The sequence below is a fragment of the Nonomuraea zeae genome (assembly GCF_005889725.1).
Taxonomy (GTDB): Bacteria; Actinomycetota; Actinomycetes; order Streptosporangiales; family Streptosporangiaceae; genus Nonomuraea; species Nonomuraea zeae.
Genome location: NZ_VCKX01000288.1, coordinates 1 through 15,019, shown reverse-complemented (window position 1 = coordinate 15,019; position 15,019 = coordinate 1). Strand labels below are relative to the sequence as shown.

The following is a 15,019-nucleotide window of genomic DNA, read 5'->3' as shown; positions in this document are numbered from 1 at the left end:
GCAGGGCGTGGTAGTGGAGTATTGGAGACACCACCACGCGCGCGCCCGCCCAGAGCCACGAGCCGCTGATCTCCCTGTCGGTCAAGGTGTCGGTCGACGTGCCGCTGCTCGGCGGCGACGGCGACGGGCTGCTGGACGCCGACATCGATCTGGGGCTGGGCACCAGCCTCCTGGGGCTGATCGTGGTGCCCGGTTCCGCCCTGCTCGGACGGCAGATTGTCGCGCGAAGGGTACGCAGGTCGCGAGATCAGGAAAAGTCATAAGTTGCGTGCCGGGAGGCGGGATCCCTTACTATCAGCGTCGGATAGAGGGCATCCCCCCGGCCTGATTAACTCCTGACCGGAACCTGCCCTGCGGCTCTGGGTAAGGAGAAGAGTGGCGGCTGCGTCTCCCGCCGACCGGTTGCGTGGCCCAGTCCGTACGTCCATCGTGCGGCGCGGCGCCGCCGCCCTGACCGCGGTCCTCCTGGTGCCGCTGTCCGCGACGGCGGCACCGGCCGCGCCGAAACCCACGGTCAAGCAGCTCAAGAAAGAGCTGGCCGAGCTCCAGAAGGAGTCGGACAAGCTCATCACCGACTACTACAACAGCCGCATCGCCCAGCAGAAGGCGGAGAAGGCCGAGAAAGCGGCACGGGAGAAGCTGGCCGCTGCCCAGGAGGTCTACGACCGCAACTCCGGCGAGCTCCGGGCCATGGCCATCGCCGAGTACACCGGCGGCGAGCCCAACCGCATCGCCCTGGTGACCGGCAACGAGGACCCCACGGCCCTGCTGTCCAGGCTGGCGCTGGTCCAGCATCTCGTGGACCTCCAGGACGCCAGGCTGCGCGGCTACGCCCAGGTCAGGGACGCCCACCAGCAGGCGAAGGACGAGGCCGCGGCCCGTGCGAAGGAGCTCGCCGAGACCGTCGGGGACCTGGAGAAGGGCAAGAAGAAGGCCGAGCGGCAGATCGAGCGGATCAAGGACAAGATCGACCAGCTCTACCAGGCGCCGGGCGTGCGGCGCTCCGACGGCACGTGGGTGCCGCAGCTGCCCGAGGGGTCCGACAACATCACGCCCAGGATGCGGCTGGTCAAGCAGCTCATCAAGGACCGCTTCGAGGTCCCGTTCGGGATCGGGTGCTACCGGGCGATCCAGGACGGCGGCGAGCACCCGCTCGGGCGGGCCTGCGACTTCATGCTCAGCCGGGGCGGCGCGCTGCCGTCAGGGGCGGAGCTCAAGCGCGGCGAGGAGATCGCCAACTGGGCGATCAAGAACGCCAAGCGGCTGGGGATCATGTACATCATCTACCGCCAGCGCATCTGGCACGCCGGGACGGGCGCCTGGCGGACCATGTCCGACCGCGGCGGCACCACGGCCAACCACTACGACCATCCCCACATCTCGGTCTACTGACGAGGTGGCGCGATCATCCCTCCGGGAATCCCACCCGGAGGGCCTGCCGTAGCCGGGTCGCGGGCCGCCGACGCTCTCTTCGGCTCAGCAGGGCGTGAAGAAGACCTTCGACGGACCCTCCAGGACTCCCCACTCGCCCGGAGGCTGACCGCACCCGAACCAGCGCTGTCCGATGACCTGTTCGCCACTGTAGTAACTGAAGACGATGAGGAGGTCGCCCCCTGGCGGGGGCGGGGGGATGGCGTGGGCCGGCGTCGCGCCGACAGCGAGTACGCCGGCGGCCAGCACCGCCGCTAAGACCCGTCGCTTGAAAGTCATGGAGGCTCCTCCGAACCGATCGGGCGCCCCAACCAGAGCAGGCCGGGGCCATGTCCATGTCTGACGTCACGGTAAGCGCATTTGATCAAAGCTGCCAGCTCTGCCGGACACTCGGCGTCAGTCCTTCGCCAGGGCCGCCAGCAGGCGGTCCTCCGTGACCTCCGGACCGTTGAGCTGCTCGGTGATCGCCCCGTCCCGCAGCACCACCACGCTGTCGCAGTTCTCCACCAGCTCGCCCACGTCCGAGGAGATCAGCAGGATCGCCAGCCCGTCCACGGCCAGCTCGTCCAGCAGCGCCTGCATCTCCACCTTGGTCGCCATGTCGACGCCCCTGGTCGGCTCGTCCAGCAGCAGCACCTTGGGCTGCATGGCCAGCCACCGCGCGAGCAGCACCTTCTGCTGGTTGCCGCCCGACAGCTCCCCGGCCGGCTGGCGCGGCGAGACCGCCTTGATGCCGAGCCGCTTCATGAACGTCGCCACGACCCCGTCGATCTGCGCGTCCGACACGATCCCCGCCCGCGACAGGCGGGGCAGGGCGGCCAGCGCGATGTTGTCGCGCACCGACAGCGTCGGCACGATCCCCTCGGTCTTCCTGTTCTCGGGTACGAGCCCCACCCCGGCGCGTACGGCGCTCCTGATCGACCACTTGCGGGCCGGCCAGGACGATCGCGCGCCCGCCACCGTCACCTGGCCCGCGTCCACCGGCAGCGCGCCCGCGATCGCCCTGGCCGTCTCGCTGCGCCCGGCCCCGAGCAGCCCGCCGAGCCCGACCACCTCGCCCGCCCGCATGGCGAGGGAGACGCCGTCGAGCATGTGGTGGCGGGTCAGGCCCTTGGCCTCCAGCACGGGCAGGTCGGCGGAAGCCGCGCCGTCGCAGGCCGGGCCGGGATCGGGCGCGGGCTCCACCGGATGGAACGGCCGGCCCAGCATGAGGGAGACCAGCCGCAGCCGGTCGAGCCCGGCCAGCGGGCCGGTGTGGACGACCCGGCCCTCGCGCAGCACCGTGACCCGGTCGCAGATCCCGTAGAGCTCCTCCAGCCGGTGCGTCACGTAGACGACCGAGCGGCCCTGCTCACGCAGCCTGGTCACGGCGCCGAACAGGGTCTCCAGCTCGGCGTGCTCCAGCGCCGAGGTGGGCTCGTCCATGATCACCAGGCGGGCGTCCGCGGAGGCGGCCCTGGCCAGCGCGACGAGCTGGCGGGCGCCCTCGCCCAGCGACCCGAGCGGCCGGCGCACGTCCACCCGCAGCCCGTACGCGGCCAGCACCTCCTCGGCGCGGGCGTGCACGGCCGCGGCGTCGATCAGCCCGAGCCGGCCCCGGGGCTCGCGGCCCAGCAGGAGGTTGCGGGCCACGCTCATGGTCGGTACGAGGTTCGTCTCCTGGTGGATCGTGGCGATCCCCGCCCGCCGGGCGTCGGCGGGACCGGCGAAGCTGACCGGCTCCCCGAGGAGGCGCAGCTCGCCCGCGTCCGGCTGGTGGACGCCGGAGAGCGCTTTCACGAGGGTCGACTTGCCGGCGCCGTTGCCGCCGACCAGCGCGTGCACCTCGCCGGGACGCACGGACAGGGTGACGTGGTCGAGGGCGGTGACACCCTGGAAGGTCTTGAGAACGCCTGCCACCTGTAGCACGGTTGCCTCCGCCTCGATGGTGGTCGAGGAAGGAAACATTATAGTAACGGGATTGTCACATTCGATCAGAACTGGGCGACGTGCAGGCGCACGCCGCGGGCGCCCAGCTCGTCGAGCACGTCGCGGGGTGCGGAGTCGTCGGTGACGAGGTGGTCGATGCGGTCGGCGGCGACGGTCTGGACCATCGTGTCCACGCCGATCTTGGTGTGGTCGGCCAGCACCACGACCTCCTCGGCGGCCGCGGCCAGCGCGCGGTCGACGCCCGCCACCTGTAGCACGGTTGCCTCCGCCTCGATGGTGGTCGAGGAAGGAAACATTATAGTAACGGGATTGTCACATTCGATCAGAACTGGGCGACGTGCAGGCGCACGCCGCGGGCGCCCAGCTCGTCGAGCACGTCGCGGGGTGCGGAGTCGTCGGTGACGAGGTGGTCGATGCGGTCGGCGGCGACGGTCTGGACCATCGTGTCCACGCCGATCTTGGTGTGGTCGGCCAGCACCACGACCTCCTCGGCGGCCGCGGCCAGCGCGCGGTCGACGCCCGCCACCTGCATGTTGGGCGTGGACAGGCCGCGCTCGGCGGTCAGGCCGTTGCCCGAGATGAACGCCCTGCGCACCCGCAGCCCCGCCAGCGAATGCTCGGCCGCGCTGCCGACCAGGGCGAGGATCGAGCCGCGCAGCGTGCCGCCGGTCAGCATCACCTCGATGCGCGGCGAACCGGCCAGCACCTGGGCCACCAGCAGCGAGTTGGTCACCACGGCCAGCTCGGAGTGCCTGGTCAGGCGGCGGGCGAACTCCTGCGTCGTGGTGCCGGGACCGATCACGATCGCGTCGCCGTCCTCGACGAGGGCGCCGGCCAGGTCGGCGATGGCCGCCTTCTCGGCGGACTCCAGCGACACCTTGTGCGCGTAGCCGGCCTCGCGCGACAGCTCCCCGGGCAGGGTGGCGCCGCCGTGATGCCGGTTGAGCAGGCCCTCCGACTCCAGCGCGCGCAGGTCGCGGCGGACGGTGACCTCGGAGGAGTGGACGGCCTGGGCCAGCTCGCGCAGCGACACCGCGCCGTTGGCACGCACCAGATCGAGGATGCGCTGCCGGCGTTCAGCGGCGAACACCGGCCTGCGGCCGTCGCTCTGCGTGTCGCTCACGTCCCGATCATAGTGGACGGGCCAACATGAGTTCACCTCTGACCGAATGGGAACGAATTTGATCGGAAATCTTGACCGGCTCGGTCCGCCGGTGCTTACTTTGGAGCGTGTCAGGGTCAAAAGCTGTCCGAACCTGATCGGCGCGTTTCGAAAGGACCCCCCGTGCGTAAGCGCCTCGCGTTGCTGGCCGTACTCGTGTCCGCGTTATGGCAGATGCCCGCCGCACCCGCCTCAGCCCTGCCCGCCCCCGCTGCCGACGCTGCCGCCGTCCCGGAGCGGAACGGGCTGCGCGGCGACTACTACCTCGCCTCCAGCGCGGGGGCGTTCGACTTCGCCGAGCTCAAGGCGAGCATCATCGACCCCAATCTGGAGCTCACCGATCTCAACCCGGCGTTCAAGCTGCTGACCGGCAGGGAGGACGACGTCAGCGTCCGGTGGACGGGACAGATCCAGGCCGCGTACTCCGAGACCTACACCTTCACCATGATCGGCGACAACGGCTACCGCCTCTGGGTGGACGGCAAGCCGATCATCGACCACTGGGTGGACGACTGGGACCGGGAGCAGACGGGCACCCCGATCGTGCTCGAAGCGGGCCGGAAGTACGACATCAAGGTCGAGTACTTCGAGCACTTCGGCGGGGCGAACCTGCGCCTGCGCTGGCAGAGCCCGAGCCAGCAGAAGGCCATCGTGCCCGTGGAGGCGCTCACCGTGCCCGAGGACTTCCGGCCGGACGGCCCCTACGACGCCAGGCTCTCCAAGGCCGGTGACGTCGCGACGCTGACGTTCGCCAAGCCGCTGAGCGCCCTGCCGGCGAACGCCGCCGAGAAGCTGGTCCTCACCGTCGGGGGCGCCGCCTGGCCGGCGACCTCCGCAATCCTGAAAAATCCGGAAACAGTCGAGCTCAAGCTGAAATATCCGGTCCCGTCCAAGGCGGGCAGCACCGTCCGCACCTCCTACGACGGCAGCGCCGCCATCACCTACACCGACGGCACGCCCCTGGCCGCCTACCCCTTCGCGCACGTGGTCAACGCCTCCGCCTACATCCTGCGCACCAGGTGGGCCGACGACGTGAACCCGGCGAACCCGCTGCCCGAGTACCCCAGGCCGCAGCTCGTCAGGCACCGCTGGCGCAGCCTCAACGGCACCTGGCAGTTCGCCGCCGCCAGGGAGGGCGAGGCCGCGCCGTTCGGCCGCGACCTGGCCGAGCGGATCGTCGTGCCGTACCCGGTGGAGTCGCAGCTGTCCGGCATCGGCCGGCACGAGGAGCGCATGTGGTACCGCCGGACGTTCGAGGTGCCGCGCACCTGGCGCGGCGAGCGGCTGCTGCTGCACCTCGACGCCGTGGACTGGCAGTCCGCCGTCTACGTGAACGGCAAGCAGGTCGCCACCCACAAGGGCGGCTACGGCCGCATCACCGCGGACGTGACCGCCGCGCTCAAGCGCGGCGGGTCCCAGGAACTGGTCGTCGGCGTGTACGACCCGACCGACACCGGCACCCAGGCCATCGGCAAGCAGCGGCTCAACCCGAGCGGCATCTGGTACACCGCGAACTCCGGCATCTGGCAGAGCGTCTGGATCGAGCCGGTCCCCGAGGACCGCGTCGACCGCGTCGACACCGTGCCGGACCTGCGCGGCCAGGCACTCTACGTGACCGTCCAGGGCTCGCCCGGCCTCGCGACCGTCGTGGCCAGGGACGGCCGGCGCGTGGTCGGCCGGGTCACCGGCCAGGTCGGCAAGGAGCTCAGGCTGCCGGTCCCGAACCCCAGGCTGTGGTCGCCCGACGACCCGCACCTGTACGACCTGGAGGTCAGGCTCAAGCACGACAAGGTCGAGTCGTACTTCGGGATGCGCTCCATCGCCGTCTCCGGCAACCGGATCCTGCTGAACGGCAAGCCCGTCTTCCAGATCGGCCCGCTCGACCAGGGCTTCTGGCCCGACGGCATCTACACCGCCCCCACCGACGAGGCCCTGCGCCACGACCTGGAGCAGACCAAGGCCCTCGGCTTCAACGCCGTGCGCAAGCACGTCAAGGTCGAGCCCGACCGCTGGTACCACCACGCCGACCGGCTCGGCCTGCTGGTCTGGCAGGACATGCCGTCGGCATTCCGCACCGACGACCGGCCGCAGTTCGAGTCCGAGCTGCGCGAGCTGGTCGACCAGCACCGCAGCAGCCCGTCGATCGTGATGTGGGTGCCGTTCAACGAGGGCTGGGGCCAGTACGACCAGGCGCGCATCGCCGACCTGGTCAAGAGCTGGGATCCCTCTCGGCTGGTGAACAACATGAGCGGGATCAACTGCTGCGGCGCCGTGGACGGCGGCAACGGCGACGTCAAGGACTTCCACATCTACCCCGGCCCCGGCAACCCCGGCAAGCCGGCCGGCACCAGGGCGAACGTGATCGGCGAGTACGGCGGCCTGGCCCTGCCGATGGTCGGCCACACCTGGTCGGGCGGCGGCTGGGGCTACGCGGTCGAGCCGGACCCGGAGTCCCTGACCACCCGCTACGTCGCCATGATCGGCGAGCTGGCGAAGCTGCACGCCTGCGAGCAGCTCAGCGCCGCCATCTACACCCAGACCACGGACGTCGAGACCGAGATCAACGGCCTGATGACGTACGACAGGTCGATCACCAAGCCCGACGTGCGGCGCGTCCACGACGCGCAGAAGGCGCTGACGGGCGCGATCAGCCCGCCCTGCACCTGACACCGCCCTGACGTTCCCTCGACGTTCCCGCACGGCGTGAGTTCGGCGGCGCCCGGGTCCTGCGGCCCGGGCGCCGCGCCTGATAGGAAAGGAAGCGCAATGACCCCCCATATCCGGACAGCCGCATTAGCACTGGCCGTTCTCCTCACCGCCGCCGCCTGCGCCAAGGCCGAGGACCCGCAGAGCGCGCCCGCCACCGCGAGCACGGCCGGCCAGCAGGTCGTGCAGAGCCCCTCGGGCGCGGCGAGCGGGCCGACGTGCACGCTCGCCCAGTTCGGCGGCACGAAGTTCGACCTCAAGACGGCCACCGTCGGCTTCTCCCAGTCGGAGAAGGAGGCCAACCCGTTCCGCATCGCGGAGACCAAGTCGATCAAGGACGAGGCTGCCAAGCTCGGCATCTCCGACCTGAAGGTCACCAACGCCCAGTCGCAGTTCTCCAAGCAGATCACCGACGTGCAGCAGCTCATCGCCCAGGGCGTGCGGCTCCTGGTCATCGCCCCGCTGAACTCCGACGGCTGGGAGCCGGTGCTCCAGCAGGCCGCGGCCAAGAAGATCCCGATCATCACCGTGGACCGGAAGATCAACGCCAAGGCGTGCAGCGACTACCTGACCTTCATCGGCTCGGACTTCTACGAGCAGGGCAAGCGGGCCGCCGACCGGATGATCGAGGCGCTTTCCGGCAAGGGCAAGGTCGCCATCCTGCTCGGCGCGCCCGGCAACAACGTCACCACCGAGCGCACGAACGGCTTCAAGGACCGGGTCAAGGAGAAGGCCCCCGGGATCACGATCTCGTTCGAGCAGACCGGCGAGTTCGCCCGCGAGAAGGGCCAGCAGGTCACCGAGCAGCTCATCCAGTCCAACCCCGACATCAACGGGATCTACGCCGAGAACGACGAGATGGCGCTGGGCGCGGTGACCGCGCTGAAGGGCGCGGGCAAGGAGGCCGGCGACATCAAGATCGTGTCGGTGGACGGCACCCGCAGCGCCGTGCAGGGCATCGCCGACGGCTGGCTGCACGCGGTCATCGAGTCGAACCCGCGCTTCGGCCCGCTCGCCTTCGAGACCGCCCAGAAGTTCCTGGACGGCCAGCCCATCCCCGACAAGGTCATCATCTCCGACCGGGGCTACGACACGGGCAACGCCAAGGACTCCCTCGGTGAGGCGTACTGACTTGGAAGCGGTTCTCGAGGCCAGGGGCATCACCAAGGGCTTCCCCGGCGTGCTCGCCCTCGACGACGTGTCCCTCGCCCTGCACCCGGGCGAGGTGCACGCTCTCGTCGGCGAGAACGGCGCCGGCAAGTCCACCCTGATCAAGGTCTTCACCGGCGTGTACCGGCCGGACGGCGGCGAGCTGCGCTACCGGGGCGCCCCCGCCGCCTTCGGCGCGCCCCTGGACGCGCAGCGCGCCGGCATCTCCACCATCTACCAGGAGGTCAACCTCGTCCCGATGATGAGCGTGGCGCGCAACCTGCTGCTCGGGCGCGAGCCGCGCGGCAGGTTCGGGGTGATCGACGCCGCCGCCATGTACGGCGAGGCCGAGCGGGTGCTGGCGGGCTACGGCGTCGAGACCGACGTCCGGCGGCCCCTGCGCACGCTCGGCGTCGGCGCCCAGCAGATGGTGGCGCTGGCCAGGGCCGTCTCCGTGGACGCCAGGGTCGTCATCATGGACGAGCCCACCTCGTCGCTGGAGCCGCGCGAGGTCGAGACGCTGTTCGGCGTGATCAGGCGGCTGCGCGACACCGGGATCGCGGTCATGTACGTCAGCCACCGGCTCGACGAGCTCTACCAGGTGTGCGACCAGGTGACCGTGCTGCGCGACGGCCGCCTGGCCCACACCGGGCCGCTGGCCGGGCTGGAGCGGCTCAAGCTCATCTCGCTCATGCTCGGCCGCGACCTGACCGAGGTCCGCGCCGAGGGGGTGACCCGCTTCGCCCGCCGGGACGGGCGGCTGAACGGCGAGCCGGTCGTCGAGGCCCGCGGGCTGACCAGGCGGCACGTGCTCGAAGGGGTGGACGTCTCCGTCCGGCCCGGCGAGATCGTCGGTCTCGGGGGACTGCTCGGCGCGGGGCGTACCGAGACCGCCAAGGCCATCGTCGGCGCGCTCCCGCTGGACGGCGGGCAGGTGCTCGTGGCCGGGCTGCCGCTGCGCGGCGGCTCCACCACGGCGGCGATCAGGGCGGGTGTCAGCCTGCTGCCCGAGGACCGCAAGGCCGAGGGCATCATCCCCACGCTGTCGGTACGCGAGAACATCGCGCTGGCCGCGCTGCCCTCGCTCGGCCGGGCGGGCGTGGTGTCCGACGCGAAGATCGACCGGGTGGTCGAGATCTTCATGCGGAGGCTGAGGATCAAGGCCGCATCACCGCACCAGCTCGTCTCCGAGCTGTCCGGCGGCAACCAGCAGAAGGTGCTGCTCGCCCGCTGGCTGGCCGTGCGGCCCAAGGTGCTGCTGCTCGACGAGCCCACCCGCGGCATCGACGTCGGCGCCAAGGCCGAGGTGCAGGCGCTGATCGACGAGCTGGCCGGGGAAGGGCTGGGCGTGCTGCTGATCTCCTCCGACCTGGAGGAGCTGGTCGAGGGCGCCGACCGGATCCTCGTGCTGCGCGAGGGCGCGGTCGTCGGGGAGCTGTCCGGCGACGAGGTGACCGAGGAGAGGATCATGGCCACGATCGCGGAGCAGGCCGATGGCTGAGCTCACCCAGCAGCGGGCCGGCCGGGTCGCCGTGCTCAAGCCGCGGGTCTTCGCCTGGGTGCAGGACTACGGCGTGTACGCCGCGGTGCTGGCGCTGCTGCTGTTCAACGTGCTGTTCACGCCCCACTTCCTGGACGCGTCGAACTTCCGCACCCAGCTCGTCCAGGTCACCCCGATCGTGATCGTCTCGCTCGGGATGGCCCTGGTGATCGGCACGCAGGGCATCGACCTGTCGGTCGGCTCGGTGATGGCGCTGGCCGCCGCGCTCGTCGTGCTCTACCTCGGCTACGGCTGGCTGCCCGCGCTGGTGGTCGCCGTCATCGGCGGCGCCGTCGTCGGGGCGGCGGGCGGGGCGCTGGTGGCCTATGTCGGGGTGCAGCCGATCGTGGCCACGCTGGCGCTGCTCGTCGGCGTGCGCGGGCTGGCCAACGTCCTGGTGCCCCAGCTCGTCGAGTTCCGCAGCCCCGGCCTGATCGCGCTGGGCAGCAGCTCGGTGGCCGGGATCCCGGTCATCGTGCTCATCGCGGCGGCCCTGACGCTGATCGTGCTGTTCGTGGTGCGGCGCACCACGTTCGGCCGCCAGGTGGTGGCGATCGGCGGCAACCGCCAGGCCAGCGAGCTGTCCGGGCTGCCGGTCAAGCGCGTCCTGCTGACCGTCTACGTGATCTCCGGGCTGCTGGCCGCCCTGGCCGGCGTGCTGGCCACGGCCCGGCTGCAGGCCAGCGACCCGACCTCGCTCGGGATGTTCATCGAGCTGTCGGCCATCACCGCCGTCGTCGTCGGCGGCACGCCGCTGACCGGCGGCCGGATCAGGGTGCTCAGCACGGTCATGGGCGCGCTGCTCATGCAGCTGCTCGCGGCCACGCTGATCAAGCACAACCTGCCGCAGTCGTGGACCCAGATGGTCCAGGCGGTCATCATCCTGGCCGCCGTCTATGCCACCAGGGAGCGTGGGACCCGATGAACCGCGAACAGGTGAGCCGGGTGCTCCAGCAGCACGGCGCCCTCATGGTGCTCGGCCTGCTGGTGATCGTGGGCAGCCTGGGCTTCGACTCCTTCGCCGAACCCGAGAACGCGGCCAGCGTGGTCGTGTCGTCGTCATTCCTGGCGATCATCGCGATCGGGATGACGTTCGTCATCATCAGCGGCGGGATCGACCTGTCGGTGGGGTCGCTGTTCGTGCTCGGCGGGGTGCTCGCGGCCTACAGCTCGCAGTACGGGGCACTGGTGGCCCTGCTGCTGCCGCTCGCGGTGTGCGGCGTCGTCGGTCTGCTGCAGGGCCTGGTCATCGCCAGGACGGGGATGGCGCCGTTCATCGTGACGCTGGCCGGGCTGCTCGGCGTCCGCGGCCTGATGCTGGCGATCTCCGACGAGGGCGCCACCACGTACCTGGTCAAGGACCGGGCCTTCGCCACCCTCGGCCAGGGCGAGGTGCTGGGGCTGTCCTATCCCGTCTACGTCACGATCGCGCTGGCGCTGGCGGCCATGGTGCTGCTCCAGCGCACCGGCTTCGGCCAGAACGTCTACGCCATCGGCGGCAACGAGCAGGCGGCGGCGCTGATGGGCGTCCCGGTCCGGCGGACCAAGGTGTACGTGTACGTCATGTCCGGCCTGCTGGCGGGGCTGGCCGGCGCGCTGAACGCCGCCCGGCTGTCCTCCGGGGTGACGATCCTCGGCATCGGGCTGGAACTGGACGCCATCGCCGCCGTGGTGATCGGCGGGACCCTGCTGACCGGCGGGGCCGGCGGGATCACCGGGACCGTGGCCGGAGTGCTCCTGCTCGGGGTCATCCAGAGCCTGATCAACCAGGTGGGGAGCCTGACGTCGGCCTTCCAGCAGGTGGTCAGCGGCGTGTTCCTGGCGCTGGTGGTGGTGGCGCAGCGGCTCCTGAGCAAGGCGCAGCGGATCACGTGAGGATTGATCGGGGACGCGGGCCGTGATACCCCGGACCTAGAATGTCGTTCGGTCCGAGGGAGGGCCGCATGCGTGCAGCCGTCGCCAGCGTCGCCGGGATCGGCGTCACCGAGCTTCCCGACCCCGTCCCCGGCCCCGGCCAGGTGCTGGTCAGAACGCTGGCCTGCGGCATCTGCGGGTCCGATCTGCACGCCGCCCGCGACCTGGAGGCGTTCGCCGGCAATCTGAGCAGGGTCGGCGCGCCGGTGGTCTTCGACCCGGCGGGGGAGCTGGTGTTCGGGCACGAGTTCAGCGCCGAGCTGGTCGGCTACGGTCCGGACACCGCCGGGAGGCTGCCGATCGGGACCATGGTGTGCGCGGTGCCCATGGTGCTCGGGCCGCAGGGCCCGGAGAGCATCGGCTACTCGCAGCGCTACCCCGGCGGGTTCGGCGAGCTCATGGTGCTCCAGGAGGATGGGCTCCTGCCCGTGCCCGAGGGGCGGACGGCGGAGGAGGCGGCGCTGACCGAGCCGCTGTCCGTGGGCGAGCACGCCGTCGCGGCGGCCCGCCTGGCGCCCTCCGACGTCTGCGTGGTGGTGGGCTGCGGGCCCGTCGGCCTGGCCGTCATCGCGGCGCTCAAGGCGCGCGGTCACGCGCCCGTGGTGGCGGCCGACTTCTCGCCGGCCCGCCGGAGCCTGGCCGCCCGGCTCGGCGCCGACGTGGTCGTGGACCCGGCCGCCGAGTCGCCGTACGCCCGGTGGCAGGAGTTCGGCGTGCCGGCCACCGCGCTCGAACGCGGCGCGAACGAGCTGTTCGGCTTCCCCGGCAACGATGGCGTGATCTTCGAGTGCGTCGGCGTGCCCGGCGTGCTGCAGCAGGTCATCGACGGCGCCGCGGCCAAGTCGCGGGTGGTCGTGGTGGGCGTGTGCATGGAGCCGGACGGCATCGAGGCCTTCCCCGCGATCGTCAAGGAGCTGGAGGTGCGCTTCGTGTTCGGCTACACCCAGGCGGAGTTCGCCGCCGTGCTCCAGCGCGACGTCCCGGCCGGCCTCGTGACCTCGGCGGTCGGTCTCGACGGGGTGGCCGGCGCGTTCGAGGCGCTGCGCGCGCCGGGGGAGCACGTGAAGATCATGGTCAAGCCCTAGGAGATGAGCTCATGCGCTTCGGCGTCTTCCTGGCCCCGTTCCACCCGGTCGGCCAGAATCCCACGCTCGCACTCCAGCGCGACCTCGACCTCATCGTCCACCTCGACCGGCTCGGCTTCGACGAGGCGTGGATCGGCGAGCACCACTCCGCCGGCTACGAGCTCATCGCCTCGCCCGAGGTGTTCATCGCGACGGCGGCCGAGCGGACGCGGCGGCTGCGGCTGGGCACCGGCGTGTCGAGCCTGCCCTACCACCACCCGCTGATCCTGGCCGACCGCATGGTGCTGCTCGACCACCTGACCAGGGGACGGGTGATGTTCGGGGTGGGGCCGGGGGCGCTGCCGAGCGACGCGTACATGATGGGCATCGAGGTGGCCCGCCAGCGCGACATGATGGAGGAGGCCCTGGAGGCCATTCTCCTGTTGCTGCGCGGCGAGGAGCCGGTCACCTACGAGAGCGACTGGTTCCGGCTGGTGAACGCCCGGCTGCAGCTGCGCCCCTACCAGCGCCCGCACTTCGAGGTGGCGGTCGCGGCGCAGGTCTCGCCCGCCGGGCCGCGGGCGGCCGGGCGGTTCGGCTGCTCGCTGCTGTCGCTCGGTGCGACGAGCCTGGGCGGGTTCGACGCGCTCGGCTATCACTGGGGGATCATGCGGGAACGCTCGGCCGAGTACGGCACCACCGTGCGCAGGGACGACTGGCGGCTGGTCGGGCCGATGCACCTGGCCGAGACGCGGGAGCGGGCGGCGGCGGAGGTGGCGTTCGGGCTGCCGCAGTGGGTGGACTACTTCCGCCGGGTGGCCGCCCTGCCCCTCGCGCCCGACGGCGTGGACGACCCCGATGGCCTGGTCGAGGCCATGAACGGCACCGGGCTCGCGGTGATCGGCACCCCGGACGACGCCGTCGCCCAGATCCGGCGGCTGCAGGAGAGGTCCGGCGGCTTCGGCGCGTACCTGCTGATGGGGCACGAGTGGGCCGACACGGCCGCCACCCACAGGTCGTACGAGCTGTTCGCCCGCTATGTCGCCCCGGTGTTCCAGGGGTCGGCCGTCACGACGGAGGCCAGCAGGGACTGGGCGGCGGCCAACCGGGGCGAGTTCATCGGCGCGGCCGGGGCCGCGATCACCTCCGCGATGCAGCGGCATCAGGAGGAGCACCAGGAGGAGAGACAGGGCTGATGAAAGCCGTTCGCAAGATTCAGCGCGCATAATCCGGCTATGCCGTCGATATCTGAGCTGAGAGCAGGAGATCCCGCCAGTCTCGGAGGCTATGAGATCCGGGGACGGCTGGGCGAGGGCGGGCAGGGCGTCGTCTATCTGGGCGTCGACGAGCAGGGGGCCCAGGCGGCCGTCAAGTGGCTGCGCCCGCACCTGGCCGGCGACGAGGTGGCGGCCGAGCGGTTCGCCCGGGAGGCGGCGGCGGCCCGGCGGGTCGCCCCGTTCTGCACCGCGAAGGTGCTGGCCACCGGCGTGCACGAGCAGCAGCCGTTCATCGTCAGCGAGTACGTGGACGGCCCGCCCCTGCAGCGCGTCGTGGCCCAGGAGGGCCCGCGCTCGGAGTCCGCCCTGCACCGGCTGGCCATCGGCACCGCCACCGCCCTCGCCGCGATCCACCAGGCCGGCATCGTGCACCGCGACTTCAGCCCGAACAACGTGATCCTGGGCGGCGAGGGCCCGCGCGTGATCGACTTCGGCATCGCCAGGGCGCTCGACGCCACCTCGACGATCACCTCCATGCCCGTGGGCACCCCGGCGTTCATGGCGCCCGAGCAGATCCTCGCGCACCCGGTGGGACCGGCGGCCGACATGTTCGCCTGGGCGAGCACGATGGTGTTCGCGGCCAGCGGCGCGGGCCCGTTCGAGGCCGAGACCGTGCCGGCGATCATCAACCGGGTGCTGCACGCCGAGCCGGACCTGGCCCGGCTGACCGGGCCGCTGCGCGAGCTCGTGGCGGCTTGCCTGTCGAAGGACCCGTCCCGCCGGCCGACGGCCGAGCAGGTGATCCTCCGGCTGCTGGAGCACCCGGCGTCCAACCCGGAGGAGCTGCGGCAGGCGGCGGCCGTCGTCGGCGCCGACCCCCGATGGCGCCCGCCCGCCGCCCCGCCGC

General features: G+C 71.4%; 13 protein-coding genes. 9 read left to right on the top strand and 4 right to left on the bottom strand.

Annotation, left to right across the window (positions count from 1 at the left end; translation table 11 throughout):
- The first annotated feature begins 375 nt into the window (after positions 1-375).
- Entirely contained in the window at positions 376-1,392 is a 1,017-nt protein-coding gene (locus ETD85_RS50380) for a coiled-coil domain-containing protein (protein ID WP_240779962.1), read from the top strand.
- Between the two features lie 84 nt (positions 1,393-1,476).
- Here ETD85_RS50380 and ETD85_RS50375 read toward each other — a convergent pair whose 3' ends face one another.
- The 4 genes from ETD85_RS50375 to ETD85_RS50360 form a co-directional block, all read right to left on the bottom strand.
- Positions 1,477-1,710 carry a hypothetical protein gene (locus ETD85_RS50375; protein WP_138696972.1) on the bottom strand — a complete coding sequence of 78 codons (234 nt, stop codon included), beginning with the start codon at positions 1,708-1,710 and terminating at the stop codon, positions 1,477-1,479.
- Between the two features lie 117 nt (positions 1,711-1,827).
- Complete coding sequence (locus ETD85_RS50370; RefSeq protein ID WP_240779961.1) at positions 1,828-3,330, bottom strand: sugar ABC transporter ATP-binding protein; 1,503 nt, start codon at positions 3,328-3,330, stop codon at positions 1,828-1,830.
- 74 nt (positions 3,331-3,404) lie between these two features.
- Positions 3,405-3,656, bottom strand: a complete 252-nt coding sequence (locus ETD85_RS66385; protein ID WP_138696970.1) for a hypothetical protein — start codon at positions 3,654-3,656, stop codon at positions 3,405-3,407.
- 26 nt (positions 3,657-3,682) lie between these two features.
- Positions 3,683-4,483, bottom strand: a complete 801-nt coding sequence (locus ETD85_RS50360; RefSeq protein ID WP_206059385.1) for a DeoR/GlpR family DNA-binding transcription regulator — start codon at positions 4,481-4,483, stop codon at positions 3,683-3,685.
- A gap of 162 nt (positions 4,484-4,645) precedes the next feature.
- On the opposite strand from ETD85_RS50360, the gene ETD85_RS50355 reads away from it, so the two are divergent.
- The 8 genes from ETD85_RS50355 to ETD85_RS50320 all read left to right on the top strand — a co-directional run.
- Entirely contained in the window at positions 4,646-7,189 is a 2,544-nt protein-coding gene (locus ETD85_RS50355) for a PA14 domain-containing protein (protein WP_206059384.1), read from the top strand.
- A gap of 99 nt (positions 7,190-7,288) precedes the next feature.
- Complete coding sequence (locus ETD85_RS50350; RefSeq protein ID WP_138696969.1) at positions 7,289-8,359, top strand: ABC transporter substrate-binding protein; 1,071 nt, start codon at positions 7,289-7,291, stop codon at positions 8,357-8,359.
- A 1-nt stretch (position 8,360) separates the two neighbouring features.
- On the top strand, positions 8,361-9,878 hold the full coding sequence (locus ETD85_RS50345) for a sugar ABC transporter ATP-binding protein (protein WP_138696968.1): 1,518 nt from the start codon (positions 8,361-8,363) through the stop codon (positions 9,876-9,878).
- On the top strand, positions 9,871-10,842 hold the full coding sequence (locus ETD85_RS50340; RefSeq protein WP_138696967.1) for an ABC transporter permease: 972 nt from the start codon (positions 9,871-9,873) through the stop codon (positions 10,840-10,842). Before ETD85_RS50345 ends, ETD85_RS50340 begins: the two co-directional genes overlap by 8 nt.
- Positions 10,839-11,792, top strand: coding sequence for an ABC transporter permease (locus ETD85_RS50335; RefSeq protein ID WP_138696966.1), 954 nt, complete (start codon positions 10,839-10,841; stop codon positions 11,790-11,792). The genes ETD85_RS50340 and ETD85_RS50335 overlap by 4 nt, the downstream gene beginning before the upstream one ends.
- A 68-nt stretch (positions 11,793-11,860) precedes the next feature.
- On the top strand, positions 11,861-12,916 hold the full coding sequence (locus ETD85_RS50330; RefSeq protein ID WP_138696965.1) for a zinc-binding dehydrogenase: 1,056 nt from the start codon (positions 11,861-11,863) through the stop codon (positions 12,914-12,916).
- Between the two features lie 11 nt (positions 12,917-12,927).
- A complete protein-coding gene (locus ETD85_RS50325) occupies positions 12,928-14,091 on the top strand; it encodes an LLM class flavin-dependent oxidoreductase (protein WP_138696964.1) in 1,164 nt (387 codons plus the stop codon).
- Between the two features lie 39 nt (positions 14,092-14,130).
- The coding region (locus tag ETD85_RS50320) for a serine/threonine-protein kinase (protein WP_138696963.1) at positions 14,131-15,019 on the top strand (889 nt) is incomplete at its 3' end.

Bases quoted from the DNA above. Each gene is read 5' to 3' on its own strand.
- ETD85_RS50340 (WP_138696967.1), top strand. From the start codon at position 9,871: ATGGCTGAGCTCACCCAGCAGCGGGCCGGCCGGGTCGCCGTGCTCAAG.
- ETD85_RS50335 (WP_138696966.1), top strand. From the start codon at position 10,839: ATGAACCGCGAACAGGTGAGCCGGGTGCTCCAGCAGCACGGCGCCCTC.
- ETD85_RS50330 (WP_138696965.1), top strand. From the start codon at position 11,861: ATGCGTGCAGCCGTCGCCAGCGTCGCCGGGATCGGCGTCACCGAGCTT.
- ETD85_RS50350 (WP_138696969.1), top strand. From the start codon at position 7,289: ATGACCCCCCATATCCGGACAGCCGCATTAGCACTGGCCGTTCTCCTC.
- ETD85_RS50325 (WP_138696964.1), top strand. From the start codon at position 12,928: ATGCGCTTCGGCGTCTTCCTGGCCCCGTTCCACCCGGTCGGCCAGAAT.
- ETD85_RS50375 (WP_138696972.1), bottom strand. From the start codon at position 1,710: ATGACTTTCAAGCGACGGGTCTTAGCGGCGGTGCTGGCCGCCGGCGTA.
- ETD85_RS66385 (WP_138696970.1), bottom strand. From the start codon at position 3,656: ATGTTTCCTTCCTCGACCACCATCGAGGCGGAGGCAACCGTGCTACAG.